This window comes from Pseudomonas sp. BF-R-01 (assembly GCF_019946615.1).
Taxonomy (GTDB): domain Bacteria; phylum Pseudomonadota; class Gammaproteobacteria; order Pseudomonadales; family Pseudomonadaceae; genus Aquipseudomonas; species Aquipseudomonas migulae.
This window is the reverse complement of the sequence record NZ_JAGYFX010000009.1, coordinates 1-20211: the sequence shown is the minus strand read 5'-3', so window position 1 is coordinate 20211 and position 20211 is coordinate 1. Positions and strand designations below refer to the sequence as shown.

Annotated in this window: 20 protein-coding genes; 7 read left to right on the top strand and 13 right to left on the bottom strand. The window is 59.2% G+C overall.

Annotated elements, in window-relative coordinates:
- Positions 1–317: 317 nt before the first annotated feature.
- Together KGB27_RS05985 and KGB27_RS05980 are read left to right on the top strand one after the other, a co-directional pair.
- Positions 318–821 carry an inclusion body family protein gene (locus KGB27_RS05985; protein ID WP_008036175.1) on the top strand — a complete coding sequence of 168 codons (504 nt, stop codon included), beginning with the start codon at positions 318–320 and terminating at the stop codon, positions 819–821.
- 126 nt (positions 822–947) lie between these two features.
- A complete protein-coding gene (locus tag KGB27_RS05980) occupies positions 948–1487 on the top strand; it encodes an AidA/PixA family protein (protein ID WP_223553614.1) in 540 nt (179 codons plus the stop codon).
- A 54-nt stretch (positions 1488–1541) separates the two neighbouring features.
- On the opposite strand, the gene KGB27_RS05975 is transcribed toward KGB27_RS05980, so the two are convergent.
- From KGB27_RS05975 to KGB27_RS05925, 11 genes are all read right to left on the bottom strand, one after another.
- A complete protein-coding gene (locus KGB27_RS05975) occupies positions 1542–2627 on the bottom strand; it encodes a type I restriction endonuclease (RefSeq protein WP_223436967.1) in 1086 nt (361 codons plus the stop codon).
- A 414-nt stretch (positions 2628–3041) separates the two neighbouring features.
- Positions 3042–3545: a DUF4142 domain-containing protein gene (locus tag KGB27_RS05970; protein WP_223553567.1), complete on the bottom strand. Its 504-nt coding sequence runs from the start codon at positions 3543–3545 to the stop codon at positions 3042–3044.
- 73 nt (positions 3546–3618) lie between these two features.
- Positions 3619–3777 (bottom strand): KGG domain-containing protein, encoded by a 159-nt coding sequence (locus KGB27_RS05965; RefSeq protein ID WP_008025734.1) that lies wholly within the window; start codon positions 3775–3777, stop codon positions 3619–3621.
- Positions 3778–3895: 118 nt separating this feature from the next.
- The gene (locus tag KGB27_RS05960) at positions 3896–5245 is read right to left on the bottom strand and encodes a bifunctional diguanylate cyclase/phosphodiesterase (protein ID WP_008036168.1); all 1350 of its coding nucleotides are present in this window, start codon (positions 5243–5245) and stop codon (positions 3896–3898) included.
- Between the two features lie 87 nt (positions 5246–5332).
- Positions 5333–5971 (bottom strand): LysE family translocator, encoded by a 639-nt coding sequence (locus KGB27_RS05955; protein WP_192420580.1) that lies wholly within the window; start codon positions 5969–5971, stop codon positions 5333–5335.
- Positions 5972–5988: 17 nt separating this feature from the next.
- Complete coding sequence (gene fos, locus KGB27_RS05950; protein WP_223553566.1) at positions 5989–6453, bottom strand: fosfomycin resistance glutathione transferase; 465 nt, start codon at positions 6451–6453, stop codon at positions 5989–5991.
- Between the two features lie 23 nt (positions 6454–6476).
- A complete protein-coding gene (locus KGB27_RS05945; RefSeq protein WP_223553563.1) occupies positions 6477–7211 on the bottom strand; it encodes a hypothetical protein in 735 nt (244 codons plus the stop codon).
- A gap of 748 nt (positions 7212–7959) precedes the next feature.
- The gene (locus tag KGB27_RS05940; protein ID WP_223553560.1) at positions 7960–9291 is read right to left on the bottom strand and encodes an MFS transporter; all 1332 of its coding nucleotides are present in this window, start codon (positions 9289–9291) and stop codon (positions 7960–7962) included.
- Positions 9292–9466: 175 nt separating this feature from the next.
- Complete coding sequence (locus KGB27_RS05935; protein WP_223553558.1) at positions 9467–10393, bottom strand: hydroxymethylglutaryl-CoA lyase; 927 nt, start codon at positions 10391–10393, stop codon at positions 9467–9469.
- Positions 10390–11583 (bottom strand): CaiB/BaiF CoA transferase family protein, encoded by a 1194-nt coding sequence (locus KGB27_RS05930; protein ID WP_223553555.1) that lies wholly within the window; start codon positions 11581–11583, stop codon positions 10390–10392. Before KGB27_RS05930 ends, KGB27_RS05935 begins: the two co-directional genes overlap by 4 nt.
- Before the next feature lie 224 nt (positions 11584–11807).
- On the bottom strand, positions 11808–12716 hold the full coding sequence (locus KGB27_RS05925; RefSeq protein WP_008025723.1) for a LysR family transcriptional regulator: 909 nt from the start codon (positions 12714–12716) through the stop codon (positions 11808–11810).
- A 243-nt stretch (positions 12717–12959) separates the two neighbouring features.
- Here KGB27_RS05925 and KGB27_RS05920 point away from each other — a divergent pair, with 243 nt between their 5' ends.
- Both KGB27_RS05920 and KGB27_RS05915 read left to right on the top strand, forming a co-directional pair.
- Positions 12960–14195, top strand: a complete 1236-nt coding sequence (locus tag KGB27_RS05920) for an aminotransferase class I/II-fold pyridoxal phosphate-dependent enzyme (protein ID WP_223553553.1) — start codon at positions 12960–12962, stop codon at positions 14193–14195.
- Positions 14196–14210: 15 nt separating this feature from the next.
- Positions 14211–15377, top strand: a complete 1167-nt coding sequence (locus KGB27_RS05915; protein ID WP_223553550.1) for an MFS transporter — start codon at positions 14211–14213, stop codon at positions 15375–15377.
- Here the strand turns inward: KGB27_RS05915 and yiaY are convergent.
- Positions 15374–16522, bottom strand: a complete 1149-nt coding sequence (gene yiaY / locus KGB27_RS05910) for an L-threonine dehydrogenase (RefSeq protein ID WP_223436983.1) — start codon at positions 16520–16522, stop codon at positions 15374–15376. The genes KGB27_RS05915 and yiaY overlap by 4 nt on opposite strands.
- 156 nt (positions 16523–16678) lie before the next feature.
- On the opposite strand from yiaY, the gene KGB27_RS05905 reads away from it, so the two are divergent.
- Complete coding sequence (locus KGB27_RS05905) at positions 16679–17698, top strand: DUF4917 family protein (RefSeq protein ID WP_008025718.1); 1020 nt, start codon at positions 16679–16681, stop codon at positions 17696–17698.
- 121 nt (positions 17699–17819) lie between these two features.
- On the opposite strand, the gene KGB27_RS05900 is transcribed toward KGB27_RS05905, so the two are convergent.
- The gene (locus KGB27_RS05900; RefSeq protein ID WP_008039507.1) at positions 17820–18362 is read right to left on the bottom strand and encodes a helix-turn-helix domain-containing protein; all 543 of its coding nucleotides are present in this window, start codon (positions 18360–18362) and stop codon (positions 17820–17822) included.
- 158 nt (positions 18363–18520) lie between these two features.
- Here KGB27_RS05900 and KGB27_RS05895 point away from each other — a divergent pair, with 158 nt between their 5' ends.
- The gene (locus KGB27_RS05895; protein WP_223481020.1) at positions 18521–19303 is read left to right on the top strand and encodes an aldolase; all 783 of its coding nucleotides are present in this window, start codon (positions 18521–18523) and stop codon (positions 19301–19303) included.
- 29 nt (positions 19304–19332) lie between these two features.
- The coding region (locus tag KGB27_RS05890; RefSeq protein ID WP_223553548.1) for a dihydrodipicolinate synthase family protein at positions 19333–20211 on the top strand (879 nt) is incomplete at its 3' end.

Here is a 20211-nt window from a genome sequence, read left to right as displayed (position 1 = left end):
TCCCTATCCGACTTTTGGATGTTCGAAGGATATGCAGGTCGTTTCTTATCGCCAAATGATCAGAATTCATAACCAAATCGACCGTTCGTCGAGCCATCATCAAAGCAGTTTTGACAGCCAGAGTTTCACTTCTATAGTCCAATCGCGGCCCGTCGGAAGGAACCCGAACCCGTTGGTTTGTACTCAAGGAGCAAGGCCAGCTCATGCCCGTGACAGGTGGGTTCCGTCCGTAGTGTTTGCGCAACGACCGCAAGGCAAGCAAGCGTTGTTGAGCCTGGAAAGATGCCAGGCATTCACTATGAACAAGGAGTTTCACTATGTCTCGAGTCACGGATGTACTGGTTTCCATCGACACCGAAACCATTCTGAAAAACTACCCGAACATCAGCAAAAACCCTGCTGCGCCGACACTGATCGACGTCAATCACGTGTACATGGTGACCAACCAGAACAACGTGGTGAGCGGCCAGGCCGGTGGCGAACTCAACTTGAAAGCCCAGGTGGGCGACCTGATTCGCTGGCGTGAAACCAGCCTGTCGCAGAGCTTCGAGACCGCGGTGATTTTCTATAAATTCATCGGCAATGTCGGCCTTGACTTGATCTCCACACCCACGCCACGCAAGGCTACTGCCTGCGTAGCCGTGCCCAACACCAGCAATCCATCAGTGCCCAGCTGCCAGAAAGTCGATAACCATTACTGGTCTTCGGAAACCCTGTCCAGCGGCAGCGTGACCTATCACTTCCACTTCCTGATCGTGGATCGCGAGTGCAAGATCGTCGGCTGCTGTTCGTGGGACCCGTTCATTACCATCCGCAACTGACGAGCGTCAGGCCCCTTGGCAACGAGGGGCTTTTGCTGACTGCGTTGCCGCCTCGACAGGAACGGAATGCCTTGCATAAACCGAAGCGGCTACCGTCAAGTGTCACCATCATGAAAGGAATCCATGATGACTTCCGAACCGATCAAATCTCCTTCCTCAAGCGTCGCGACTGCCAACAATGTGTTGCTGATCGTCGATGCCGAATCACTGCTTCTACGCTACCCGAACCCGAGTCTTGAGGCGGAAAATCCGACACCCATTTCCGATGGATTCGTCTTCAGCATCAACGGATCGTCAGAACCACAAAGTACAACAAATGACAGCCTAATTACGTTGACCGCTGGCAGCGATGCGACTTTCCATATCCGCGGAAGAACCGTCAGCTTGCTCGCTGAGCACAGTGTGGTGTTTTACGAGATGTCTGTGGGTGACGCCGGCGTATTGTCGGCGCCGGAACTGGTGGTGCGGGGCGACCTGACAGTGCCGGCACCCGACACTGAAAACCCGACTGAACCGGGTACTCACCAAGCCGATGATCATTATTGGGCATGCACCCGACTCGCCGCCGGAGTTGAGGCGTGTGAGCTGCATTTCATGCTGGTTGATAAAAACTGCGAGGCATTGGGGTATTTCAGTTGGGCGGTTGAAGTGAAACTCTCGGATTGAAGAAATATCAAAAAAAACCGACCTGAAGGGCCGGTTTTTTTTGCAATCAGCTGGCTAATCGTAATACCCAACCGTCTTCTTCAAATGATCCGAATATTCGTAGATGTCATCAACAGAGTTGATAGCGTGCCGGGTTTCATTCTTCTCTTCGTCAAATATGCCGATGTACTTCTGTGAGCGATTGAAGTGCAGACGGCAGATCGGTTTGCGGTTGTTGTCGTCCAGCAGGATGCCGAAGTAACTCTGGGTATCGCGTTGAACAATCCGCTTGGCATCCACGACTGAGCGGACCACGGCGCGGACGATGTGATAACCCTCCAGTTCCTCCAAAGTTGTCAGAACCTTGTCTTCTGACTCGTCTCGTAGATCCGGTTGCTCAGCATCACCGGAAGTAACCGGTAAAGAAGCAAGCGTGGGCTGAATGGCTCCGCTCATGGCCGACTTGAGCCGGTCATTGATCTGGTCATTGAGAAATTGCACCACAGCCTTTCTCGTCAGCTCATGGAACTGCTCACGGACTTTTTGAGTAATCACCCCGTCGTAGACCCGCGAAGCGAACACTTTCACAAAATCGTCGTCTGGCTTGCTGACCTGAGAAGCGATGACTTTTTTGATTTGGCTGACGTACTTCAACTCACCGGCAGCGCTGATGATCGAATCCACATCGAACGCTGATTTGGTGAGCTTTATCAATTCGGGGACGGAATACTCATCGATGTCCAGAAGGTCGAGTTCGAGAAATGGCTTCTCATCCATTTTGTTGGGCGCGTCCAGGTCAGTGAAAAACTTATAGACCTGTCCGTTGGTGAGGATAGATATACGAGCGCTGGTGACATGGAAGTAACGAAACAGCTGGGAGGCATGATTGATGTGTAGCGGCTCACCTATTTTCTTGCACTCGATCAGGATCTGCACCTCGCCAGCCTTCATGATTGCGTAGTCAATTTTTTCTCCCTTCTTCGTTCCGATATCGCAGACGAATTCGGGAGTCACCTCGGTCGGATCGAAGACATCGTAGCCGAGCACCGTGCTGATAAAGGGCATGACAAAAGCGTTCTTCGTCGCCTCCTCCGTCTGAATTGCAGCACTCTGTAAGCGGACTTTGGCGGCTAAACTTGCTAACTTTTCGAAAAATTCCATGCGTAACCCCTTCCTGGTTTCGATCCGTGTGTTTGCATGCTGGCAAATTGACTGCCATTGATACTAGACACAAACCGGCACAAAGAAAGATTCCGCCCAGGAATAGCGAACAACCTCCCCCGCCCTCATGGAATCCGAACAGGTAATCAGAATTTTCATCCCGCCCGCGCTGTCACCAATTCAGACGCATTCCTATAAGGGACACGGCAATGAAGTTCGCAAAAACTCGCAGAAGCTGCGTCGAGGCTATCGCTCCATGAGCGCAAACGAGGTGCAGGGATTGGTGACCAAGGGCAAGCACAAACAGGATTTGAACGACTGTTGAGTGCGCGGGGCAATTCAGTCGCGAAAGCGGTGTGCCTGGCACACCGCGGCGGTTGGATCGCCAGCAAGCCGGCTCCTACAGAAAGCGCGTCAGCAATCTGCTTGCAGCGCCCTGGCCATTTGCAGGTGGTTCTGCAGTTTGGGCAGGGTTTCTTCAGCGAAGGCTTTGATTTCCGGTATGTCGGTGGTCTGCGCCTCCTGCTCCAGTTGTTCGATGGCTTCCTGCGTGGTTTTCACCTGGCTGGCGGCGTATGCCTGATCAAAAGAATCGCCCTCATGCACTTGCGGCATCAAGGCTTTGGCCTTGTCGACCACCTCTTCCCGTGGCGCTACCGGCAGATCCAGTTGCCTGGCGATTTTCGCCAGGTGCTGGTTCGCAGTGGTGCGGTCGTTGATGACGATGATGGTGAAGTCCTTGATCTCTTTCGATTCGGATTTCTGGTGCGCCAGGCGACTGGCTTCGATGTCGGCCATGCCTTTGGCCGAGGCATCGTTGATGAATTCGGCGGGGGACTGGGCAAAGGCACTGCTGGCACACAGGCCCAGTAACGTGGCAAATCCGGTGCTGCATAATCGGGTGGCCATCTGGCTCATGGTCGCGCCCTCCTCTCTATAAATTCAAACGGGAGCTTTCGCTCCCGCCTCTCAATCAAAACCACTTTCACCACTACTTGGATTTCTGGCCACCTTTGCGGCCCATGTCGGGTTTCAAAGGTTCTTTATCGACAGTCGTGGTGGTCGTTTTCCCACCTTTGCGACCGGCTTCAGACGCCTTCGTTCGATCGTTGGCGAAACTTCCCGAGTTCGAGTTTCTTGAGTTAGGCATGATTCTCTACCTCTTGGTGATGATCGCAGCGAGCAGGAGCCCGCATAGGATCTGAATTTCCATCACCGCAAAGGTTTAAAAAAAAACGGGATCGACGCGACGAACGGTGCCGTGGTTTTCAGGCCCCGAGTCGCAGGTGATGCTGGCGTTTGGCTGTGTACATCGCCTCGTCGGCATGGCGGAACAATTGCTTTTCTTCCGTGCCATGCTCGGGAAAATGCGCGACGCCGATGCTCAATTGAATGTTCAGGCTGTGCCCATCCAGCCGCAGCGGTTGCGCCAGGATATGACGGATTTTGCCCGCCACGCTGTCGGCATCTTCCGAGGCCTGAATGGTGTGCAGCAGCACCACGAACTCATCGCCGCCGATGCGCGCCACGGTGTCGGTTTCCCGCACGCAGCCTTTCAGGCGATTGGCGACCGCTTGCAGCAGCATGTCGCCGACTGCATGGCCGTGGGTGTCGTTGACTTCCTTGAAGCGGTCGAGGTCGACGTACAGCAGCGCCATGCGCCCGCTTTCCGACTTGGCCAGTGCCAGTGAGGCTTTCAGCCGGTCCCGGAGCAACTCGCGATTGGGCAGTTGAGTCAGTTGATCGTATTGGGCCATGCGCTGCAGCCGGGCATGTAACTGCTTGCGCTCGATGGCGGTGGCGACTTGGGCGCACACGAACTGCAACAGTTCCTTGTCTTGCTCGGTGTAGCGCTCGCCGCCCGCCACGCTTTTGACGATCAGTGCGCCGATGGTGCCTTTCTGGGAGTTCAAAGGCACGCCCAGCCAACACGGCGAATGCTGGCCCGTGACCAGCGCCTCGAATCCGGCGGGGGTGTTTTCCTGATTCGGGGTCAGCAGGATCGGTTGACCGCTGCGGATCACTTCGGCACACAAGCGTCCGGTCACCGTTCCAGGCTGTTCGGGTTGCTGCTCGTTGTCGTCGACGTGGTAAGGGAAATTGAGCTGCGCGCAATGCTCGTCATACAGCGCCACGGAGAAGTTCAGCGCCGGCAGCCATTCACCGATGATCAGGTGGATGCGTTTGAACAACGCCAACAAATCCTCCGCCGCGTGGGCCGCTTCGGAGATCGCGTACAGCGCCGCTTGTCGGGACTCGGCCTGCTTGCGTTCGGTGATGTCACGGGCCACGGCGATGCGCAGTTGATCGACTTCCGACCAGCGTGCGGACCACAGGATATGCACCACCCGGCCATCCTTGCGCACGTAGCGGTTTTCGAAGTTGAGTTTGGGGTCGCCGCCCATGATCTCCCGCGCGGCGTCGAGGGTGCGCTGGCGGTCGGCGGGATGCACCAGTTCGATCATCGGCTGGCCGACCAACTCGTCAGGCGTGTAGCCGAAAATGCGCTCGCAGGCCGCGCTGACAAAAACAAAGCGACCCTGTTTATCGACCGCGCAAACGGCGTCCAGCAGTAGATCGATGTAACTCGCCGACGGCGCGGAATTTCTGGTTGCCATGGTGCAGAGAGCATGTCCGAGCAATGCAGCAATAAAGAACCATCCCTGACCAGTGATGATGCCGCTGACGCGTCCCTGCGATCAGTTTCAAGCCTTGTTCGGCATCAACCCCGGCAAGGCATGCACCAGGGCGTTGATGGCGAAACCGATAAACATCACCCCGCACAACCGGGTGATCGCCAGTTCATGCCGTTGATACAGGCTGCGCACCTGCCGTGCACCGACGATGCCAATGAGGATAGCGTAGGCGATCAAACCGCCAACGAAGCTCAGAACGATCAGCCACGGCAACATCGACCAATGCAGCAGTTCCGCACGACTGGACAGCAACGCCGTAAAAGTCGCCACCGCCACCGGATAGGCTTTGGGATTGGTCAGACCGAACAGAATGCCGTGCCAGAACGGCTGCCGCGCCGGGCCTTGCGGCACTTCGGCGCTGCTGCGTTTGGCCCGCACTGCGCGCAAACCGAGCCAGAACAGATAGAGCCCGCTGAGCACGCCCAACACGTCAAACGCGGTGCTGCCGATTTCCCGCGCACCGACAATCGCGATCAGCGCGGTGCTGCACCAAACCACGTCCCCGAGCAAATGCCCGCACAAAAAGCCTGCCCCTGCCCTTCGCCCACGCGCTGCACCAATACCGAACACCGCCAAAACGCCGGGCCCGGGCGTGATGCCGTAGATAAAGCCCGAGGCGAGAACGGCCATGAGCAGCGATGGGGTCATCGGGAAATCCTTTTGTACTATCCGGTGAATGGGCGCAAGTCTATATCAGGTCCCGGGGAATCGACTGACTGATCGTCGAAGAACCTCATTCCTGCGTACGGCCGCTGACGACAGGCTGCCAATCGCGACGCCAGGTCGCCGACATGGGCTTCGAGCTGGTGGCCGTCGGGGTCGAGGAAGTAGAACGACGCGCCTTCGCTGCGGTTTTCGCGCCATTCGCGGACGTTGGCGGCACGAAGGCGCTCAACGAATGGCGGGAAGCCGGATGCGCTGATGCTGAAGGCGTAATGGGTGTAGTCGGTGGCGGGCTCGGTGTTGCGCAGAGGATCGAGGGAAAGGCACAGCCACAGGCCGGGTAGCGAGAGATAGGCGCCGGAGCCCCATGTGGCGCTTAGCTGAAGTTGCAAGAGGTCGTGATAGAACGCCACGCTGCGGTTGAGGTCGGTGACGGCGAGGGTCAGGTGGTTGAGGCCGGTTAGCATGGGTGATTGACCTCTGATCGGCGTTATAGACCTTTGAAGCCTTGAGGCAGGACGTAGCTTTTACCGTCGTATCGAAGCGTCGTCAGCACCGGTTTGTCTGTTATGGTTTTGGCTACACAAGCCTCCCCCTCGCCCTTGCCGACTTCGCGGGTGGTCACTGTTTTGACTATCAGATCCGCGTAGCCCTGCGAGCTGGTTTTGCCGATTTCGAGCGTGCGGGTGTGTTGATAAAGCTCTCCGGCGCAATTGCCATCCCATTCACCGCCGTACTCATAGGTGATGAGCTTATCCAGGACCGGACGCAACCGGTCACCCTCTTTCACATAGAGCGAGAGCAACTTTTCACTCACGGGATTGACCCGTGACGAGCCATTGAATGTGGCGCGCACGCCAAACGCTCTCAGGTCCGGCGTAAGCTTGTAACGTGCGGTATCGAGTTGCAGGTCCTCAAAGGCAACGGCATCCGACTCAAAAGCCGCAGACTGTTGATACGTCGCCAGCGGTTTCGAAGCGCCAGCCGATACAACGGCAAGGTTGAGATCGTATCGACCTTGAGGGCCGTAATCGCTTGCCGAATATCCCGACTCGAACTGCGACAAGGCCGTAATCGTCAGCCCCGGATAAGCCGGCCAGTCTTTGCACACCGAATAGCCGAAATCGCCTGCCAGGAACGGCTTCTCGCAATCAGCGAACGCCTGCGTTGTCATCACCAGACCGCACAGCGCCACACAACTCATCCATCCAGACTTCAATGTCATTCCCTGTTCCTTGAGTGTTTCTACAAACCAGATGATTTCAGGTGCGCACTATCGCCTCCTCTACCCGCCCATTCAACCGGTTCAACGCACTACTTGAGCGCCCCGATCCTGTAGGAGCCGGCTTGCTGGCGATGGCGGTCTGAAGTTGCAATGCGGTTTTCGAGGGACTCATCGCCGGCAAGCCGGCTCCTACAGGGTTGTGCGTGCTTTGGGAGCGATCGTTATTACCTGCACGCCGCGGTCCTGTGGGAGCTGGCTTGCCAGCGATTGCGGTCTGAAGCTGCAATGCGGTTTTCGAGGGCCCCATCGCCGGCAAGCCGGCTCCTACAGGGTTGTGCGTGCTTTGGGAGCGATCGTTACTGCCTGCACGCTGCGGTTCTGTGGGAGCTGGCTTGCCAGCGATTGCGGTCTGAAGTTGCAATGCGGTTTTCGAGGGACTCATCGCCGGCAAGCCGGCTCCTACAGGGTTGTGCGTGTTTTGGGAGCGATCGTTAATTCCTGCACGCTGCGGTCTTGTAGGAGCTGGCTTGCCAGCGATTGCGGTCTGAGATTGCAATGCTGTTTCGAGGGACCCATCGCCGGCAAGCCGGCTCCTACAGGGTTGTGCGTGCTTTGGGAGCGATCGTTACTGCCTGCACGCTGCGGTTCTGTGGGAGCTGGCTTGCCAGCGATGGCGGTCTGAAGTTGCAATGCGGTTTTCGAGGGACCCATCGCCGGCAAGCCGGCTCCTACAGGGTTGTGGACTTCCCTAAAACTTGTCGAGCGTGCGCAGTTTTTGCGGCAACCCCCACAACAACAGCGCAACCGCGATCAGCGCGCAGACGCCGATGACGTACAGCGCCGGTGTGGTGCTGCCGGTCAAGTCTTTGATGCGCCCGACCATGACCGGGCTGACGATGCCGCCAAATTGGCCGAGGGTGTTGATCACCGCGATCCCGCCCGCAGCCCCTGCGCCGGCACCGGCCAGCAGTTTCGGTGGCAGGGTCCAGAAGCTCGAAATCGAGGCGATGATCCCGGCGCCGAGCAAGCCCAGCGCGACGATCAGGAAGGTCGTGTGGTTGGCGAAGATCCCGGCACAGAAGAACCCCAGCGCGCCCACCGCCACCAGCCCGGCGACAAACTTGCGCCGCTCGCCGGTCGAGTCGGACAACCGCCCGATCACCACCATGCTGATCGCGCCGCAGATGTACGGAATCGCCGTCAGCAAACCGATCATCACCGGGCTCTCGGTGCCTGCACTGCGGATCAGTTGCGGTGCCCAGAAGTTCAAGCCGTAGGACGCCACCTGAATCAGGAAGTAGATCAGGCCCAGCGTGAGAAAACCGGGAATCCGCAGCGCGGCGAGCAGCGAGCCACCGCTCTTGTGCGGTTCGTGGTGGGCGATGCGGCTGGCCAGCAACGTCTTCTCCGACGGTGTCAGCCAATGGGCGTCTTCGATGCGGTCCTTGAGCAAGGTCAGCACCAGCAAACCGAGGCCGATGCAGGGCACGCCGCCGAGCAGAAACAGCCAATGCCAGCCGCGCATGTCCAGGAAACCATCGAGGTGTTGCAGCACCAACCCGGAGAACGGTGCGCCGACCAGCCCGGCAAATGCTGATGACAGGAACAGCATCGAGGTGATGCGCCCACGATAATGCTGCGGGAACCACAGCGTCAGGTAATACAGGACTCCCGGCGCAAAACCCGCTTCCATCGCGCCGATCACGAAGCGCAACGCGTAGAACTGCCATTCGCTGTTGACGAAGACCATCGCCGCCGTCGCAAGGCCCCAGGACATCATGATTCGGGCGATCCAGCGTCGGGCGCCGACCTTGTACAGCATCATGTTGCTCGGTACTTCGAAAATCACGTAACCGACCACGAACAGCCCGGCGCCGAGGCCGTATGCGGTGTCGCTCAGGCTCAGGTCGGCCTGCAACTGGAACTTGGCGAAGCTGATGTTGATGCGGTCGAAAAAGGCGAACAGGTAGCAGACCATGATCAGCGGCATCAGGCGCCAGGCGACTTTGCTGACCAGGGCTTTTTCTTCGTCGTGGCTAACGGACGGGCTCGCGCCCGCCTCCAGTACATTGAGGCTCATGGTGCTTTCTCCAGGCGGACTTCCCGTAGGTGTCCGATTGTTTTTGTTGTCTGGTTGGGATGCTGTTTTCTGTAGGAGCCAGCTTGCTGGCGATGGCGGTGGGTCAGGAGACACCTATATTGGATTTTCCGGCCTCATCGCCGGCAAGCCGGCTCCTACAGGGGTGTTGGGTGGGTCAGGAAGGCACCGGGTGCAGGTCGCAATTGCGGCCGGCCTTGGCCAGTTGGCCGGGGACTTCGTGGCCGAGCAGCGCGGGCAATCCTCGCGAAAGCTTCAATAACAACGGCAGATCAATGCCGGTATGAATGCCGACTTCATCGCACAGGTTGACCAGGTCTTCAGTGCAGATATTGCCCGAGGCGCCGGGGGCAAACGGGCAACCACCGAGCCCGCCGAGGGCCGCGTCGAAGCGTCGGGCACCCGCCTCGTAAGCCGCCAGCACGTTGCACAAGCCGAGGCCGCGGGTGTTGTGGAAATGCAGGGTCAGATCCGCTGGCGAAACCCGCTGCAACACCCGCCGCACCAGCCGATCCACCTGCCGTGGATTGGCCATGCCAGTGGTGTCGGCCAAGGTGACGCCCTGAATCCCGAGTTCCTGATATTCATCGACGATTTGCAGCACGCGGTCCTCATCGATCTTGCCCTCGAACGGGCAACCGAAAGTGGTGGCGATGCTGCCGTTCAATCGAACCTTGGTGTCTCCCACGTATTGCACGATCTCGCCGAACGCCGCCAATGAAGCTTCGCAACGCATGCGCATGTTGGCCAGGTTGTGGGTCTGGCTGGCGGACATCACCAGGTTCAGCTCATCGGCGCGGCACGCCAACGCCCGTTGCGCGCCCTTGAGGTTGGGGATCAACGCAACATAGATCACCCCCGGTTGGCGGGTGATGCCCTTGAACACCAGCTCGCCATCGCGCAGTGCGGGAATGGCCTTGGGCGACACGAACGAGCCGGCTTCGATGCGGCTGAATCCAGCCAGTGACAGCTGATCGATCAACGCGATTTTGTCGACCGTTTCCACCCAGGTCGGTTCGATCTGCAGGCCGTCGCGCGGGGAGACTTCCTGAACGATCAGGCTCTCGGAAAAATCAGTGATCATTGCACCACCCCTTCAGTTTTCAGGCGTTCGATGTCCGCATCCGTCAGGCCCAGCCCCGCGAGAATCCCGTCTGTGTGCTGGCCCAGGCTTGGCCCCGACCAGTTCACGCCCCCGGGGGTTTCGGAAAGTTTGGGCACGATGCCCGGCATCTTCACTTTCGCGCCGCCGGGCAGGTCGGCGCTGAGCAGCATGTCCCGCGCCTGATAGTGCGGGTCGGCGACGATGTCGGCCACGGAATAGATGCGCCCGGCCGGTACTTCAGCGGCTTCCAGTGCCGCCAGCACGTCATCGATGGGCAGGCTGCTGGTCCAGTGGGTGATGGCGGCGTCGAGCACATTACTTTTCAAGGCGCGGCCATCGTTGTGAGCAAACTCTGGCGCTTCGGCCAGATCGCGGCGACCGATCACTTCCATCAATCGTTTGTAGATCGGGTCGCTGTTACCGGCGATCACCACGTAGGCGCCATCGGCCGTCAGGTAGGTGTTGGACGGCGCGATGCCCGGCAAGGCGCCGCCGCTGCGTTCACGGACATGACCGAGCATGTCGTATTCCGGCACCAGGCTTTCCATGACATTGAACACGCTTTCGGCCAGCGACACATCGACCACTTGCCCCCCGCCCTGCCCAGTCTTGACCCGCAGCAGCGACATCAACGCACCAATCACCGCGTGCAAAGACGCCAGGGAATCACCGAGGCTGACACCCACCCTCGCCGGCGGCGAACCGGGGGTGCCGGTGGTGTAGCGAATGCCGCCCATGGCCTCGCCGATGGCGCCGAAACCCGGGCGGTCGCGGTAGGGGCCGGTCTGGCCGTAACCGGAAATGCGTACCAGCGTCAGGTTGGGATTGAGCGCGTGCAGCACGTCCCAGCCCAGACCGAGTTTTTCCAGGGCGCCGGGGCGCAGGTTTTCGATCAGCACGTCGGCGCTGGTCGCCAGTTGCTTGACCAGTTCAATGCCTTCAGGGGATTTCAGATTCAGCGCCAAGGACTTCTTGTTGCGCGATTGCAGGTACCACCACAGCGAGGTGCCTTCGTGCAGCTTGCGCCATTTGCGCAGCGGGTCGCCCTGGCCCATGGCTTCGATCTTGATCACTTCGGCGCCGAACTCGGCGAGCATGCGCGCGGCGAACGGCGCAGCGATCAGCGTGCCGATTTCGATCACTTTGATTGCGCTCAGGGGGGCAGTCATCGCGGGGTACCTCTTATTCTTGGAATATGCGCCAAGGCTAGAGGAGCGAGGGGAATGGAATCCAACCTTCAGTTGGCAACGGGCGTTCGCCAAACGCGAACGCTCTGGAAGATTGTCGCGACCTCAGATCAGTCTTCGCGGGCAAGCCTCGCTCCTACAGGTTTGCGAGATCCCTGTAGGAGCGAGGCTTGCCCGCGAAGGGGTCGGACCTGCCAACAATAATCTCAACCCTGCCCGCGCAACTGCTCAAACAACATCCGGCTCACCGGCGACAACGCCGCTTCATCGCGCACGACGATAATCAACGCCCGATCCGACCAGTCATCCGTCAACGGCACCGCATGCAACCCCAGCGCCCGACCAAACAACTCGTAAGCCTTCTGCGGCAAAATCCCGATGCCCATGTTGGCCTGGACCATCCGGCACATCGCATCGAACCCCGGCACATGAATCCGCAGCCGCAGCACTTTGCCCGCCTGACGCGCGGCTGCGTGGGTGCGCATGTTGATGGAACTGGCGGCGTGCAGGCCGACGTAATCGCTGTCCAGCGTATCGGCGAACGCCAGGCTGGAACGGCTGGCCAAGGGATGATCCGGCAGCATCAACACCACCAGTTTGTCCTGGCGATACAGCACGCTGTGCAGACCTTTCACATCGCTGTCGCTGGAACAAATCCCAAGGTCCGCCACGCCATCCAGCACGCCTTGAATCACCCCGCTGCTGGGGCGTTCTTCGAGGTCGGTCTTGACCTGCGGATGACGTTCGGAAAAGTCCCGCAGGTCTTCCGGCAGGAATTGAATGATCGCCGACAGGTTGGCGAGCATCCGCACATAGCCGCGAATACCGTGACTGTGCTCGCCTAACTCCAGGCCCATTTTCTCGACGTTGAACAACATCTGCCGAGCATGGTGCAACAGGGTTTCGCCGGCCGGTGTCAGGGTCATGCCTTTGGCCTGACGCACAAATAGACTGATGCCCAGCGCCTCCTCCAACTCCATCAACCGCTTGCTCGCCGCCGACACCGCAATCGCTTCGCGCGCAGCGGCACGGGTCAGCGTGCCTTCTTCGTGGACGGCGACAAACAGCTGAAGGGTCATCAGATCGAGACGGCGGATCAGGCTTTTTTGCAGCATGGAGGGCTCGATGGTTTGGGGAGTGGCTGAATCGGGAGGATAGCCCGGTTTTTGTGCAACTCGGCAAAGCAATTGACCCACAACCTCACGAGGCATCGCCCTACACACTTATCTCTTGTAACACTCAGGTGTACCGGAAACGGCTGATTCAAAGCCCCTGACCACACGCTGTAAAGTCTGGAAACGTACACCGCTTGCTTCAAAGCAATGGATCGCTTCGCACTCAAGGAAAGAAACGCACACATGGACCAGACAGCGCACGCGGCAAACACCTTTACCAACTATCGAAAACTCGTCTCGCTAGCCGATCACGACTGGGAGACCGCTGAAGCCGGGAAAATTGCGGGGCTGAATGTTGAGGTCAAAAGCCCAAACCAGATGGTTGACCAGTTCGGGCGCTCGTTCCATCACTTCTGTACCACGTCCTATTTAGGACTGGATCATCATCCCGCCCTGCTTGAAGGCGCCATGACTGCGTTGCGGGAGGTCGGCACGTTGCGCATTGCCAACTCAAAAAACCGCTGCAAACTGGCCGCTTTGGAACGGTACGAAAGCGAACTGTCGGAGTTGTTCGGCGCTACCTGCCTGAGCACCCTGTCATGCAGCGCCGCGAGTGCAGGGATACTGCCAATGCTCGCCAGTGGTGTATTTACGCAAAACCGGCCTCCGCTGATGGCGTTCGACCGACTGGCCCATTATTCGATGAACCACTTGAAATCGGCGTGTGCGGATGAAACCCGGGTGGTGACGTGCCCGCACAACGATATGGATTTCGTCGAAGACCTGTGTAAACGACACGCCAACGTTGCGTACATCGCCGACGGTGCGTACAGCATGGGCGGAGTCGCAGACATGAACAGCCTTTTGTACCTTAAGGAACGCTATGGGCTGTTTCTCTATCTGGATGATTCCCACGCACTTTCAGCGGTTGGAACCTTCGGTGCCGGTCTCGTCCGTCCCTGGATGAACGCCCTTGATGAAGACAGCCTGATCGTCGCGTCCCTGGCCAAATCGTTTGGCGCCAGTGGTGGACTGGTGATGCTCGGCAGCGACCGGCACAAGACCCTCATTCAGCGTTATGGCGGCCCCAGCAATTGGTCGCAAAGTCTGAACAGTGCAGCGATTGGTGCGGGCAGAGCGTCCATCCAGTTGCATCGCACACTGGAGTTCGCTGCATTGCAGGAAAAACTTCAGGTTAATATCCGGCTCTTTGACACGCTGATTCGAACCGCACAATGCGGCAGCAACATGGCCATTCGATTGATTCGCTGCGGTAAAGCGTCGCTGGCCAATAGCGTTGCCATCGAATTGGCCAATCACGGATTCTTTACCTCAGCCGTATTTTTTCCGGTGGTTGCACAAGGCAATGCTGCGATCAGAATCACTCTGCGTGCCGACATGGAGCCGGTGTTGATTCGCCAGTTTTGTGAACGCGTGACCGAGCTGTTGCACTCACACGCCGCAGATGTCAGCGACTGAAGCCAGGGAACATTCATGAAGAGCAGCACCACCCTCCTCGTCACCTGCAGCACGGTTTTTCTCGCGCAGTTAGGCATGAGCATTTACCTGCCGGCGCTGCCGGAGATGGCTCGGTATCTGTCTGCCGACGCCTCGCAGGTTTCGTGGGGACTGGCCGTGTATCTGATCGGCATGGCGCTGCCGATGCTGTTCTGGGGCAGCCTTGCTCAGCGCATCGGCCGAAAACCGGTGCTGCTGGCGGCGCTTGGTATTTATGGGGTGGGCAACCTTGCGCTGCCCTTGGGCCAGACGCTGGAATCCTTTCTCTTTTTCAGACTGGTTCAGGGCATCGGCGCCAGCGGAATTTCGGTCATGGCCCGGGTGTTGATCCGTGACAGTTTTCGTGGCGACCTGTTGGCCAAAGCGCTGTCCTGGCTTTCGATTTCTTTCGTGGTGGCGCTGGGGATCGGCCAGTACCTGGGGTCGGTCATCCAGGTCGCGTTGGGCTGGCCGGCGATTTTCTACCTGCTGGGCAGTGTGAGTCTGTTGTTGGCGATGGTCGTGGCACGGGTCACGTTCCCGGTGCGGGTGGAAGACACCGTTCAGTCGTCCGCGTGGCCGAGCTATTGGCGCATTCTGCGTGATCGGGCCTTCCTGCTGCCGGCGCTCACCGGCGGGCTGGGTTATGGGGTGATCATCGCCTTCAACACCGCGGCGCCGCTGATTCTGCAAGGACCGTTCAACTGGTCGGCCGTGGAATACGGGCTGTTGGGCTGGCCCATCAGCGCGGGGTATTTTCTCGGGGCATTGGCGGTCAACGGTCTGGTGCTGCGCACCGGTCAGCGTCGGATGATGACGGCGGGGGTGGGGCTGGTGCTGGCCGGCAGTGCGGTGATGTTGCTGGGGAGCATCGCCGGCACTTCGATTGCGCTGTTGTTCTGGTTGCCTTACTGCGTAGCGGTGTTCGGCCAGTCGTTGAATTACCCGATCAGCCTGGCGCTGGCCAACGACGGTTCGCCGGTCGGCGGTGCGTATGCGATGGCGTTGAGCGGGTTCATCCATCAACTGATGGCTGCCGTCATCGGTGGTATCGCGAGCCTGATCGCCAGCCAGCAGGCATGGCCGTTGTCACTGTTATGCACGTTGCTGGCCCTGGGCGCGATGCTCTGCGTGATCATCGCACCCGGCCGTAAAACCGCTTAGAACGCGCTGCGGAAAATCTCTTCGATCTGCCGCTGATCCGCTGCACGTGGGTTGGTCACGCCGCACGCGTCTTTCAAGGCGTTGCTGGCGAGCGTCGGGATGTCGTTGAGGCGGGCACCGAGTTCACGCAACCCGGCGGGGATTTCCACATCCCTGGCCAGGCTGCGGATCGCCGTGATGGCTGCCTGCGCGCCCTCTTCCGGGCTGAAGCCGCGAATATCGGCGCCCATTGCGTGGGCCACGTCGGTCAGGCGCTCGGCGCACACCAGCGCGTTGAAACTTTGCACATGCGGCAACAGCACGGCGTTACAGACGCCATGGGGCAGGTCGTAGAAACCACCCAACTGGTGGGCCATCGCATGCACGTAGCCAAGGGACGCATTGTTGAACGCCATGCCCGCGAGGAACTGTGCGTAAGCCATGTTTTCCCGCGCGGCCAGGTCGCTGCCATCGCGTACGGCCAGGCGCAGGTTGCTGCTGATCAGCGTCATCGCCTTCAGCGCGCAGGCATCGGTGATCGGGTTGGCGGCGGTGGACACGTAGGCTTCGATGGCGTGGGTCAGCGCGTCCATGCCGGTGGCGGCGGTCAGGCTCTTGGGCATGGCGACCATCAGCGCCGGGTCGTTGACCGATAGCAGCGGCGTGACGTTGCGGTCGACGATGGCCATTTTCACGTGACGGGTTTCGTCAGTGATGATGCAGAAGCGCGTCATCTCGCTGGCGGTGCCGGCGGTGGTGTTGATGGCGATCAACGGCAGTTGCGGCTTCTCGGATTGATCGACGCCTTCGTAATCGCGAATCTGCCCGCCATTGGTCGCGCACAACGCGATGCCTTTGGCGCAGTCGTGGGGCGAACCACCGCCCAGCGACACCACAAAATCACAGCGACTTTCCTTGAGCAGGCCCAGCCCGCTCTCGACGTTGGCGATGCTCGGGTTGGGCTTGGCACCGTCGAAGATGACCGAGTCGATGTCTTTCATTGCCAGCCTTTCGGCGATCATCGCAGCCACGCCCGCCTTGGCCAGCCCGGCGTCGGTGACGATCAGCGCCTTTTTAAAACCGTACTTGCCGATGGCGTCCATGGCTTCGTCCAGGCAACCAATACCCATGACGTTCACGGCGGGGATGAAAAACGTGCTGCTCATGGCGAATCTCCAGGTCTGGGCCGTATCGGTGGTTCGATCCGGCGGATACCCACAGGATCGACCCATCGGCGCGGCGTTAACTTGATCTGGCTCAAGTCCGGGTCGTGATAAAGTCGCCGCCCATCCGACCTTTTGCTTTTTGAGACGACGACCGCAATGACCGATTTCCAGGATGTCGATGCCCAACTAGAAGACTGGAACGCCCTGCGCGCCACCGCCTCGATCAGCGGCCTGCTGGTGGGCAACGGCGCCAGCCGCGCGGTCTGGGACGATTTCGGCTACGACTCGCTGTTCGAAAACGCCCGCACCGTCGAAGAAAAACCCCTGAGCCAGTCCGAACTCAGCGTGTTCGACGCAATGCAAACGCGCAGTTTCGAGCAGGTGCTGGGTGCGCTGAAAACCACCAGCCGGGTGAACAAGGCCCTGGCCGTCAGCTCCGCCGCGCCGCGCAATCGCTACTACGCGATCAAGGAAGCGCTGATCAACACCGTGCACGCGGTGCACATCCCGTGGCGACTGGTGGTGCCTTCGACACTGGCGACGATCAATCAGGAACTGGGTCGTTACCGGACGGTGTTCACCACCAATTACGACTTGCTCAACTACTGGGCGATCCAGCACCAGCCGGATGCGATCACCGACCTGTTCCAGGGTGCCGAGCCAGGGTTTGATTTGAGCGCCACGGCGACCGATAAAACCCGTCTGCTGTACCTGCACGGCGGTTTGCATCTGGTGCGCAATCAGGACGGCACGGCACGCAAACTGATGTCGACCGAAGGCACGCTGCTGGGCAGTTTTGCGATCAACAACACGATCAAGACGCTGGATGACGTGCCGCTGTTTGTGAACGAAGGGCCGAGCGCAGACAAGCTCAAGACCATCCGCAGCTCGGATTATCTGTCGTTTTGCTATGACCAGTTATTGGGGCATGCCGAGGGCTTGTGCATCTTTGGGCATGCGCTGGGCGAGCAGGACAGCCACATCATTCATGCGTTGCGCCAGGCGAAACCCAAGGTGGTGGCGATTTCGATTTATCCGCGCAGCAAGGCGTTTATCCAGCATCAGAAACGGCATTACGCGAAGGTGTTTGAGGGGACCGGATCAGAGCTGCGGTTTTTTGATTCGAAGACGCATGCGCTTGGAAGTCCCAAGCTCACCGTTCCCGTCGAGGTCTAACACCGGTCCTGTAGGAGCCAGCTTGCTGGCGATGGCGGTGGGTCAGTCAATGCAGATGTTGATTGACCCACCGCTATCGCCAGCAAGCTGGCTCCTACAGGGGTATGCGGTGTTATGCAGCTCACTCTTCTGCGCTATGCACCACCACCAGCAACTGCGCCTGAACCTCGCCCACTGAGCGGATCCGGTGCGGTTTCTGCGCATTGAAGTGCAGCGCATCACCGCGCTCTAGCAGCACGCGCTCGTTCATGAAGTCCACTTCCACCTGCCCTTCGTGGACAAACAGAAACTCCTCCCCCACGTGTTCCTTGAAGGTTTTGTCCGCGAATTCGAACGGCGGATAAATGATGAACGGCAGCAGACTGCGCTCACTCACCTGATGCGCCAGCACCGCATAGCCGGGGCTCTCATCATTGGCCGCCAGCGACTGACGCTCATGGCTGCGCACCAGGCTGTAGCTGTCGAGGCTGACGCTGTCTTCGGAGAACAATTCCTCGACCTTGACGTTCAGCGCCTTGGCCAGCTTCAGCGCAGCCGCGATGGACGGCGTATTCAACCCGCGCTCGACTTTCGACAGATAGCTCTTGGTCATCCCGGATTTTTCAGCCAGGGCCTCGAGCGTCACGCCCAGTTTTTTTCTCAGTAATTTCAAACGGATAGACATGCAGAACGATTAATCCATCAAGGAGGCGACGATTCATCCTTGCCAATGACACAAAGTGTCATATAGCATCATTTGTGTCATTTGCATTCACCAAGGCCTTGCGAGCAACGAGTGAACGGCAAATCCGACGTCCATTGAACCATCCAAAGGACACCGATATGGCCAAGACCTTAGCATTACCCAAAGAGCAACTGGTCAAGCAAGCGCTGACCCAGATGCAAAATACCCTGGCAGATAATACGTGGACCGACCGGCAAAAGCTGGCCCTGACCTGCCGCATTCTGTTCGAGCACGGCCACGACTCCGGCCTGGCCGGGCAGATCACCGCCCGTGGCCCGCAGCCCGGCACTTACTACACTCAACAACTGGGCCTGGGTTTCGACGAAATCACCGCCAGCAACCTGCTGCTGGTCAACGAAGACCTGGAAGTGCTTGAAGGCCACGGCATGCCCAACCCGGCCAACCGTTTCCACAGTTGGGTGTACCGCGCCCGGCCGGACGTGAATTGCATCATCCACACGCACCCGACGCACGTCGCGGCGCTGTCGATGCTCGAAGTGCCGCTGCAGATTTCCCACATGGACCTCTGCCCGCTCTACGACGATTGCGCGTTTCTTGAAGGCTGGCCGGGTGTGCCGGTCGGTAACGAAGAAGGCGAGCTGATTGCCGGCGCCCTCGGCGACAAGCGCGCGGTCCTGCTGTCGCACCACGGTCAGTTGTCCACCGGCACGAGCATCGAAGAAGCCTGTGTGATCGCGCAACTGATCGAACGCGCCGCGAAGCTGCAACTGTTGGCGATGAGCGCCGGGACCATCAAGCCGATCATTCCGGAACTGGGCCGTGAAGCCCACGACTGGATCTCGAAACCCAAGCGCCATGGCGCTGCGTTCAACTACTACGCTCGGCAGAACCTGCGCCAACACGCCGATTGCCTGAACTGAACCCACGCATTTTCAAGAGGAGCGTCGCCATGTCGACCCCAACGATTCACGGCATCATCGGCTACACCATCACCCCGTTCACCGCCAATGGCGAAGGCGTAGATCTCGACGCGCTCGGACGTTCCATCGACCGCCTGATCGACGACGGCGTACACTCGATCGCGCCGCTGGGCAGCACCGGCGAAGGCGCTTACCTGAGCGACGCGGAGTGGGACCAGGTCAGCGAGTTCAGCATCAAGCACGTGGCCAAACGGGTGCCGACCATCGTCAGCGTATCCGACCTGACCACCGCCAAAGCGGTGCGCCGCGCACGTTTCGCCGAAGCCCATGGCGCCGACGTGGTGATGGTCTTGCCGACGTCTTACTGGAAACTCAGCGAGGCGGAAATCCTCGCCCATTACCGCGCCATCGGCGACAGCATCGGCGTACCGATCATGCTCTACAACAACCCGGCTACCAGCGGCACGGACATGTCGGTCGACCTGATCCTGCGCATCGTCAACGCCGTGGACAACGTGACCATGGTCAAGGAGAGCACCGGCGACATCCAGCGCATGCACCAATTGCAACGGCTCGGCGAGGGTCAGGTGCCGTTCTACAACGGCTGCAATCCGCTGGCGCTGGAGGCTTTTGCAGCGGGTGCGAAAGGCTGGTGCACGGCGGCGCCGAACCTGATTGCGCAGCTCAATCTCGATTTGTATGAAGCGGTTTTGGCCAATGATCTGAGCAAGGCGCGTGAACTGTTCTATCGCCAGTTGCCGTTGCTGGACTTCATTTTGAAGGGTGGGTTGCCGGCGACGATCAAGGCCGGTTTGCGTGCGACCGGGCTGGAAGTGGGCGATCCGCGATTGCCGGTGTTTCCGTTGGGTGAGGCTGGGCAGAGTCAGTTGCAGGCACTGCTGAACGCG

Excerpts from the sequence above, each read along its gene's own strand:
- KGB27_RS05985 (WP_008036175.1), top strand. The coding sequence starts at position 318 with ATGTCTCGAGTCACGGATGTACTGGTTTCCATCGACACCGAAACCATT.
- KGB27_RS05980 (WP_223553614.1), top strand. The coding sequence starts at position 948 with ATGACTTCCGAACCGATCAAATCTCCTTCCTCAAGCGTCGCGACTGCC.
- KGB27_RS05975 (WP_223436967.1), bottom strand. The coding sequence starts at position 2,627 with ATGGAATTTTTCGAAAAGTTAGCAAGTTTAGCCGCCAAAGTCCGCTTA.
- KGB27_RS05970 (WP_223553567.1), bottom strand. The coding sequence starts at position 3,545 with ATGAGCCAGATGGCCACCCGATTATGCAGCACCGGATTTGCCACGTTA.
- KGB27_RS05965 (WP_008025734.1), bottom strand. The coding sequence starts at position 3,777 with ATGCCTAACTCAAGAAACTCGAACTCGGGAAGTTTCGCCAACGATCGA.
- KGB27_RS05960 (WP_008036168.1), bottom strand. The coding sequence starts at position 5,245 with ATGGCAACCAGAAATTCCGCGCCGTCGGCGAGTTACATCGATCTACTG.
- KGB27_RS05955 (WP_192420580.1), bottom strand. The coding sequence starts at position 5,971 with ATGACCCCATCGCTGCTCATGGCCGTTCTCGCCTCGGGCTTTATCTAC.
- fos (WP_223553566.1), bottom strand. The coding sequence starts at position 6,453 with ATGCTAACCGGCCTCAACCACCTGACCCTCGCCGTCACCGACCTCAAC.
- KGB27_RS05945 (WP_223553563.1), bottom strand. The coding sequence starts at position 7,211 with ATGACATTGAAGTCTGGATGGATGAGTTGTGTGGCGCTGTGCGGTCTG.
- KGB27_RS05940 (WP_223553560.1), bottom strand. The coding sequence starts at position 9,291 with ATGAGCCTCAATGTACTGGAGGCGGGCGCGAGCCCGTCCGTTAGCCAC.
- KGB27_RS05935 (WP_223553558.1), bottom strand. The coding sequence starts at position 10,393 with ATGATCACTGATTTTTCCGAGAGCCTGATCGTTCAGGAAGTCTCCCCG.
- KGB27_RS05930 (WP_223553555.1), bottom strand. The coding sequence starts at position 11,583 with ATGACTGCCCCCCTGAGCGCAATCAAAGTGATCGAAATCGGCACGCTG.
- KGB27_RS05925 (WP_008025723.1), bottom strand. The coding sequence starts at position 12,716 with ATGCTGCAAAAAAGCCTGATCCGCCGTCTCGATCTGATGACCCTTCAG.
- KGB27_RS05920 (WP_223553553.1), top strand. The coding sequence starts at position 12,960 with ATGGACCAGACAGCGCACGCGGCAAACACCTTTACCAACTATCGAAAA.
- KGB27_RS05915 (WP_223553550.1), top strand. The coding sequence starts at position 14,211 with ATGAAGAGCAGCACCACCCTCCTCGTCACCTGCAGCACGGTTTTTCTC.
- yiaY (WP_223436983.1), bottom strand. The coding sequence starts at position 16,522 with ATGAGCAGCACGTTTTTCATCCCCGCCGTGAACGTCATGGGTATTGGT.
- KGB27_RS05905 (WP_008025718.1), top strand. The coding sequence starts at position 16,679 with ATGACCGATTTCCAGGATGTCGATGCCCAACTAGAAGACTGGAACGCC.
- KGB27_RS05900 (WP_008039507.1), bottom strand. The coding sequence starts at position 18,362 with ATGTCTATCCGTTTGAAATTACTGAGAAAAAAACTGGGCGTGACGCTC.
- KGB27_RS05895 (WP_223481020.1), top strand. The coding sequence starts at position 18,521 with ATGGCCAAGACCTTAGCATTACCCAAAGAGCAACTGGTCAAGCAAGCG.